Raw genomic sequence first — 6936 nt, forward strand, 5'->3', positions numbered from 1 at the left:
TATCACCTGAAACACGTCGACACCATCTTCAGGCGCGTGTTCGGCGAAGCGTAAGGCGCAACGCTTCAACTAGAACCGTCGACCCTATGTAATGTACGGGCAAGGTTCGGGTGCGACGATGGTCCGTAGATCGCGAGAAGAACGCTAGCCGGGACAAAAACAGCCGTCCGGCAGATCGCTGGCCACGCCGCATCATGTCATGAGCCTCTCGAGCCCCTTCATCCGCCGTCCGGTCGCGACCACGCTCCTGACGTTCGGGCTCGCGGCGGCGGGCGCGGTCGCCTTCTTCAAGCTGCCGGTGTCGCCGCTGCCGCAGGTCGATTTTCCGACCATCTCGGTCCAGGCCAACCTGCCCGGGGCCAGTCCGGAGGACGTCGCCACCACCGTGGCAAGCCCGCTCGAGCGCCATCTCGGCCAGATCGCCGACGTCACCGAGATGACGTCGCAGAGCTCGGTGGGCAACGTCCGCATCACCCTGCAGTTCGGGCTGAACCGCGACATCAACGGCGCGGCGCGCGACGTGCAGGCGGCGATCAACGCGGCCCGCGCCGACCTGCCGACCAGCCTGCGCAGCAACCCGACCTACCGGAAGGTCAACCCCGCCGACGCGCCGATCCTGATCCTGACCCTGACCTCGGACACGCTGACCCGCGGCGAGCTCTACGACGCGGCCTCCACCGTGCTGGCGCAGAAGCTGTCGCAGGTCGAGGGCATCGGCGAGGTCACCGTCGGCGGCGGCTCGCTGCCGGCGGTCCGCGTCGACCTGATCCCGCAGGTGCTGTTCAAATACGGCATCGGGCTCGAGGACGTCCGTGCCGCGCTCGCCAGCGCCAATGCGCACAGCCCCAAGGGCGGCATCGACGTTGGCGACAAGCGCTACCAGATCTACGCCAACGACCAGGCCAACGAGGCCGACGACTACAGGTCGCTGATCGTCGCCTATCGCAACGGCGCACCGGTGCACCTCTCCGACGTCGGCGACGTCAGCGACGGGGTCGAGAACCTGCGCAACGCCGGGCTCGCCAACGGCAAGCCCGCGGTGCTGGTGATCCTGAACCGGCAGCCCGGCGCCAACATCATCTCGACCGTCGATGCGGTCAAGGCGCTGATGCCGCAGCTCCGCGCCTCGATCTCGCCGGCCATCGACATCTCGCTCGGGGTCGACCGCTCGACCACCATCCGCACCTCACTGCGCGACGTCGAGCGCACGCTCGTCCTCGCGGTCCTGTTGGTGATCCTGGTCGTGTTCGCGTTCCTCAGGAACCTGCGCGCGACCTTCATCCCCGTGGTGGCGGTGTCGGTGTCGATCGTCGCCACTTTCGGCGCGATGTGGCTGATGGGCTACTCGATCGACAATCTCTCGCTGATGGCGCTGACGGTCGCGACCGGATTCGTGGTCGACGACGCCATCGTCGTGCTCGAGAACGTCACCCGCTATATCGAGGAGGGAGCGTCGCCCTTCGAGGCGGCGCTCAGGGGCGCCAACGAGGTCGCCTTCACCGTTCTGTCGATGAGCATCTCGCTGATCGCGGTGTTCATTCCGATCCTGCTGATGGGCGGCATCGTCGGGCGCCTGTTCCGCGAATTCGCGATGGTGATCTCGATCTCGATCGTGATCTCGCTCGCGGTTTCGCTCTCGACCACGCCGATGATGTGCGCGGTACTGCTGCGCGGCGAAACCGGCGCGCACGGCAGGCTCTACGGGCTGAGCGAGCGCTTCTTCGACGCCATGCTGGGCTTCTACCGGCGCACGCTGACCGGCGCGCTCGAGCATCCGCGATCGATGATGCTGATCCTGGTCGCCGTGCTCGGCCTCAATTTCTATCTCTACGGCATCGTGCCGAAGGGCTTCTTCCCGCAGCAGGACACCGGCCGCCTCACCGGCTTCATCCAGGCCGACCAGAGTATCTCGTTCCAGTTGATGCAGGACAAGCTCGCGCGCTTCGTCAACATCATCAAGCAGGACCCCGCGGTCGAGACCGTGGTCGGGTTCACCGGCGGCGGCCAGACCAATGGCGGCTTCATGTTCCTGTCGCTCAAACCGCTCGGCGAGCGCAAGATTTCCGCCGACGGCGTGATCGCGCGGCTGCGGCCGCAGATGGCGGCGGTCCCGGGCGCAACGCTGTTCCTGCAGGCGGTGCAGGACATTCGCGTCGGCGGCCGTGCCAGCAATGCGCAGTACCAATACACGCTGCAGGGCAACACGCTCGAGGAGCTGCAGGAATGGGCGCCGAAGATCGCAGCCGCCCTGCAAAGCGATCCGGTGCTCACCGACGTCAACTCCGACCAGCAGAGCAAGGGGCTCGAGACCGACCTGGTGATCGACCGCGACGCCGCCGCCCGGCTCGGCGTCACCGTGAGCCAGATCGACAACACGGTGTACGACGCGTTCGGCCAGCGCCAAGTGTCGACGATCTATGTCGCGCGCAACCAGTATCACGTCATCATGGAGGTCGCGCCGCGCTACTGGCAGAACCCGGAAACGCTGAAGGACGTCTATATCAGCACATCGGGCGGATCGGTCGGCGGCTCGCAATCGACCAACGCGGTGGCGGGGACCTTCGTCTCGTCGGCGAAAGCGACCGCACCGGTCTCTGCCAACGCCCAGGCCGCCCGCAACGCCGCGACCAACGCGATCGGCGCGACCGGCAAGGGCGTCGCCTCCACCGGAGCGGCGGTCTCGACCGGAAGGGAGATCATGATCCCGCTCGCCGCGGTCGCGAAATTCAGCCAGGGCTCGACCCCGCTCGCCGTCAACCACCAGGGCCTCCTGGTCGCCACCACGATCTCGTTCAATCTCCCGGAGGGCGTCTCACTGAGCCAGGCCACCGCGACGATCGACGAGACGATGCGGCGGATCGGCGTACCGGCGACGATCCGGGGCTCGTTCCAGGGCAGCGCGAAGGCGTTCCAGGATTCGCTTAGCAACCAGCCGTTCCTGATCCTCGCGGCGCTGGTCACGATCTACATCGTGCTGGGCGTGCTCTACGAGAGCTACGTCCATCCCCTCACGATCCTGTCGACGCTGCCGTCGGCCGGCGTCGGCGCGCTGCTGGCGCTGATGGCGTTTCGGACCGAGTTCAGCATCATGGCGCTGATCGGCGTGATCCTTCTGATCGGCATCGTCAAGAAGAACGCGATCATGATGATCGACTTCGCGCTCGAGGCCGAGCGGAGCCGCGGCTTGAGCCCGCTCGATGCGATTCGCGAAGCCTGTCTGCTGCGCTTCCGGCCCATCATGATGACGACCATGGCGGCGCTCCTGGGCGCGGTTCCGCTGGCGCTCGGCATGGGTGACGGCGGCGAGTTGCGCCAGCCGCTCGGTATCTCGATCGTGGGCGGGCTGATCCTCAGCCAGGCGCTGACGCTTTATTCTACACCTGTGATCTATTTGTATCTGGACAGATTTCGGCTCTGGAGCCAACGTTCGAGGGGCGACTCCGTACCGCATGCGCCCGGGCCATCCCTGCAACCGGGCGAGTAGATGCAAAGCGGCATGTCAGTCCTGTTCTCCCGAACGATCCGGGCGTCTGTCCGGAGCGTGGCAACGCGTGGGGGCTCAGGCCGGCGTCGCGCGGCCGGTGCGCTCTTGGCGCTCGCGATCGCGCCCGGTCTGTCCGGCTGCATCATCGGCACCGAGCGGCCCGAGCTCAGCCTCGACATGCCCGTCGCCTATCGCGCCGCGTCGAAGGGCGATGCCGACGCGGCCGTGCCGATGCTCGACTGGTGGCGCGGCTTCCGCTCCGGCGAGCTCACCTCGTTGATGGACGCGGCCCAGCTCCACAATCTCGACATCGCGGTTGCGATCGCGGAGATCGTGCAGGCCGATGCGCAGGTCGGCGTTTCCGGCGCGCCGCTGTTGCCGCAGGTCACCGGCGCGGCCAGCGCCGAGCAGAACCATCCGAGCTCGCTCGGCACCACCGGCGGCGGCTCCTCGACCTTCAACACGTTCAGCACCAGCCTGACGGCGAGCTACATGCTCGACTTCTGGGGCAAGAACCGCGCCACGCTATATGCAGCCGAGGAGAACGCCACCGCCTCGCGCTATAACCGCGAGGTCGTGACGCTGACCACGGTCGTCACCGTCGCCAACACCTATTTCCAGATTCTCGCGGCGCAGGACCAGGTCCGCGTCACCCGCGAGAACCTGGCCGCGGCCGAGCGAATCCTCGGCCTGATCAAGAATCAGTTCAACGCCGGCACCGCCTCGCAGCTCGACGTCTCGCAGCAGGAGGCGCTGGTGGCGACCGAGCGCGCGGCGATCCCGCCGCTCGAGGTCACGCGCGACCAGAACATCGCGGCGCTCGCGCTCCTGGTCGGCAAGGCACCTGCGAATTTCGCCGTGCATGGCGGCTCGACCAGCCGGATCGCCGTGCCGCGGGTGACGCCCGGCCTGCCGTCGGAGCTGCTCTATCAGCGGCCCGACATCCGCCAGGCCGAGGCGCAGCTCGCCGCTTCAAACTTCAGCGTGGAATCGGCACGCGCGGCCTTCTTCCCGCAGATCCAGCTGACCGGTCAGACCGGCTTCCAGAGCACGGCGCTGGCCTCGCTGTTCACCCCGGGGGCGTGGTTCTACACCCTGACCGCGAGCCTGACTCAGCCGATCTTCGACGGCTTCCTCCTGGAGAGCCAGTTGAAGCAGGCCAAGGGCGTGCAATTGCAGAACCTGCAGGCCTATCGCAAGGCCGTGCTCAGCGCCTTCGCCGACGTCGAGAAGGCGCTGATCGCGCTGCAGAAGTTCACCCTGCAGGAGCGGCTGCAGAGCGAGGTCGTCGCCGCCTCTCAGAAGGCCTTCGACGTTGCCGAAAAGCAGCTCCGCGGCGGCACCATCAACCTGATCACGGTGTTGCAGGCGCAGCAGACATTGTTCACGGCCCAGAACAATCTCGTGCAGGTGCGGCTATCAAAACTGCTCGCCGCGACCAGCCTGTTCCAGGCGCTCGGCGGCGGCTGGACGCCATCCGGCACGCTGGTCTCCGTGGCGTCCGGCGACGCACCCACCGCGCCGGTTCGATGAGGACACCATGAGAAGGCTTTGCATCGCTGCCGCGCTTCTCGCTCTTGCCGGCCTGTCATCGCCGCCCACGCGCGCGCAGCGGGTCATGACCACGACGCCTCCGAACATCCCGCTCAGCTTCGGCATGAGCCCCGAGCAGGCGTCGGTTGCGCTCGGTGTGCAGCTCCGCTACGTGCGCGGCCGCCCCGGCGATGAGCTCCTGCTGGCGGTGCCCAACGTCAAGGGAGCGACATTGTCCTATCGCAGCGACGGACTCTATCTGCAATTCCGCCGCGGACGCCTGACCGGCTGGAAAGGCGATTGGGGAACGGTGCGGCCGTGAGGAACGAGGAGCACGCCATGTTTGGACGCAGCATTGCCGGCCTCGCCGCGATCGTGCTCGCCGCACTCGCTGCGACACAAGCGCCGGCGCAGGACTTCGGCGCCCGTCCCCTGCGCTATGGCAATACCAGCGGCTGGTTCTTCGACGGACGCGACGACGATCGCGATTTCCCCACCAACGGCTTCTTCCCGGGCAATTCCACCGCCGACCCGCCGAGCGCCTGGCTCGGCGCTGCCGGCCTGTTCGGCGGCAATTCCTACCGTTCGCGCTTCGCCTATCCGTCGCAGGTGGTGATTGGAGCGCCGCCGGCGCATGTCACTTGCCGCCACCTGCGCTCCTCCGATCCATCCGCCGGCACCTTCGTCGGCCGCGATGGCGCGCGGCATCGGTGTTGACTAAATACCGAGCTGGTGCGTTGCAGCCCCTCTGGCCGGGCAACTATCTTTTCCGCAAGATGCTTCCAGCTTTCTTGAATGTCGAGACGGCTTAAATGGGTTCCAAGATCATCGCCATCATCTGCGATTTTGACGGGACGCTTGGAGCCGACATGATCAGCTTCCTGCTCCAGAAGCATGGCGTCGATGTGCCCGGCTTCTGGAAGCATATCACGAAGATGGTTCAGCATGACGGATGGGATCCTGCTCAGGCCTACATGCATGAACTCCTGAACTACGCCCAGAGCGGCAAGATCGAGTTGACCAGTGAACGCCTTGCCAAGATTGGATCGCAGCTTCCGCTGTACCCCGGCATCCCCGAACTCTTTCCCGGCCTCAAACAATTCATCAAGACCGACAGCAAGCTGAAAGCCGTACCGATCGAGCTGGAATACTACGTCATCAGCTGCGGCCTCGAGCAGATGATAAGAGCAACCAGGATAGCCCGGCACGTGAATGGAATATTCGGGTGCGAATTTCAATACGATACGGCCGGGCGTGCCGCGGCCGTCAAGAGAACCATTTCCTTCACCGAGAAGACAAAATTCGTCTACGCAATCAATAAAGGCGTGGCAAACGAGGTTCTCCAGAATCCGTATCTCGTCAACAATGCCGTGAAAATGGACGACCGGCGCATCCCGTTCGAACAGATGATCTATATCGGCGACGGTCCGAGCGACATCCCGTGCATGTCGATGATCAGGCACAATCTCGGTGAGGGCATCGGCGTCTGCGAAAGAGGGCTGACCTTCGAAAAGGGATACGAGCTCGCCCGTGGCGGCCGGCTTTCAGTGGGCCCCTATTCGGCTGATTACCGAAAGAAGTCGGACATGCGCAAGGCGCTGGAGGCCATTCTGGTCGCTCGGGGCGCGAAGATCGACATCGAGCGGCGCAAGCACGTTGTCGAAGCTCCAAAGCACTAGTTGCTGCCGGCACACGCGATTGTCGGACGTGACGGCGACCGGTGGGCACGTTGCTCCGCGCGGTGCTCCGCATCGTCGCGTTCGCTCCTTAGCCCGAAGTTTTCACTCACAAATTGCGCAAGTTGTTGACGGAGCTTGATGATTGCTCCGAACGGCATGTCAGTTACTGGACACGAACAGGATCGAACCCGAGTTGCTCGAAGGCAGCCTGCTGGAGAGCGGTTGATCTTGAGTGAAGTG

General features: G+C 65.2%; 5 protein-coding genes. All 5 read left to right on the forward strand.

Annotation, left to right across the window (positions count from 1 at the left end):
- Positions 1–199 precede the first annotated feature (199 nt).
- Positions 200–3484: an efflux RND transporter permease subunit gene (locus tag JOY90_RS07480; RefSeq protein WP_291690508.1), complete on the forward strand. Its 3285-nt coding sequence runs from the start codon at positions 200–202 to the stop codon at positions 3482–3484.
- 105 nt (positions 3485–3589) lie between these two features.
- Complete coding sequence (locus JOY90_RS07485) at positions 3590–5017, forward strand: efflux transporter outer membrane subunit (protein ID WP_367276889.1); 1428 nt, start codon at positions 3590–3592, stop codon at positions 5015–5017.
- Positions 5018–5024: 7 nt separating this feature from the next.
- Positions 5025–5339, forward strand: coding sequence for a hypothetical protein (locus JOY90_RS07490; protein WP_291690510.1), 315 nt, complete (start codon positions 5025–5027; stop codon positions 5337–5339).
- Positions 5340–5356: 17 nt separating this feature from the next.
- Positions 5357–5734, forward strand: a complete 378-nt coding sequence (locus tag JOY90_RS07495) for a BA14K family protein (protein ID WP_291690511.1) — start codon at positions 5357–5359, stop codon at positions 5732–5734.
- Positions 5735–5829: 95 nt separating this feature from the next.
- Complete coding sequence (locus tag JOY90_RS07500; RefSeq protein ID WP_291690512.1) at positions 5830–6696, forward strand: HAD family hydrolase; 867 nt, start codon at positions 5830–5832, stop codon at positions 6694–6696.
- Positions 6697–6936: the final 240 nt, after the last annotated feature.

Origin of the sequence: Bradyrhizobium sp. (assembly GCF_019242285.1) — a bacterium.
Classification (GTDB): Bacteria; Pseudomonadota; Alphaproteobacteria; order Rhizobiales; family Xanthobacteraceae; genus Bradyrhizobium.